The sequence below is a fragment of the Pseudovibrio sp. W74 genome, assembly GCF_001623085.1.
Lineage (GTDB): Bacteria > Pseudomonadota > Alphaproteobacteria > Rhizobiales > Stappiaceae > Pseudovibrio.
In genome coordinates, this window is sequence record NZ_LMCJ01000048.1 from 23,161 (window position 1) to 23,791 (window position 631).

Genomic DNA, 631 nt, shown 5'->3' on the forward strand with positions numbered 1-631 from the left:
CGGCTGCAGCAAAAGCGGCTTTGGAAGCGGAAGGCGTTAAAGATCTGACAATGAAGATCTGGGCGATGCCTGTACAGCGTCCATACAACCCGAATGCGCGTCGTATGGCTGAAATCCTTCAGGCTGACTTTGCGAAAATCGGTGTTAAAGTCGAGATCGTCAGCTACGAGTGGGGTGAGTACCTTAAGCGTTCTTCTGACATCAATCGTGACGGCGCAGTTCTGCTGGGTTGGACTGGTGACAATGGTGATCCGGACAACTTCCTTGCAGTGCTGATGTCTTGCGATGCAGTGGGCGGTTCCAACCGTGCACAGTGGTGTAATGATGAATTTAATGATCTTGTTGTACAAGCCAAACAGGTATCTGACGTAGATGAACGCACAAGACTTTATGAGGAAGCTCAGGTAGTATTCAAACGTGAGGCGCCTTGGGCAACTATTGCGCACTCTCTTGTCTCTGAGCCGATCAGTGTTCGTGTTGAAAACTACAAGATTGATCCGTTTGGTGGCCATTACTTCTATGGCGTAGATCTGAAGTAGAAATAATTTTCCGCTGGACAATTTGTATCCCGGCGATGTATTCGCCGGGATACTTTTTTGGAAAAGTCTTCCATACCGCAAGTGGTGGCTTG

Annotated in this window: 1 protein-coding gene; it reads left to right on the top strand. The window is 48.5% G+C overall.

The window, feature by feature from the left end; translation table 11 throughout:
- Positions 1 to 539, top strand: a 539-nt coding sequence (locus PsW74_RS29945; RefSeq protein ID WP_244277890.1) for an ABC transporter substrate-binding protein, incomplete at its 5' end; no start/stop codon positions are given.
- Between the last annotated feature and the right edge of the window lie 92 nt (positions 540 to 631).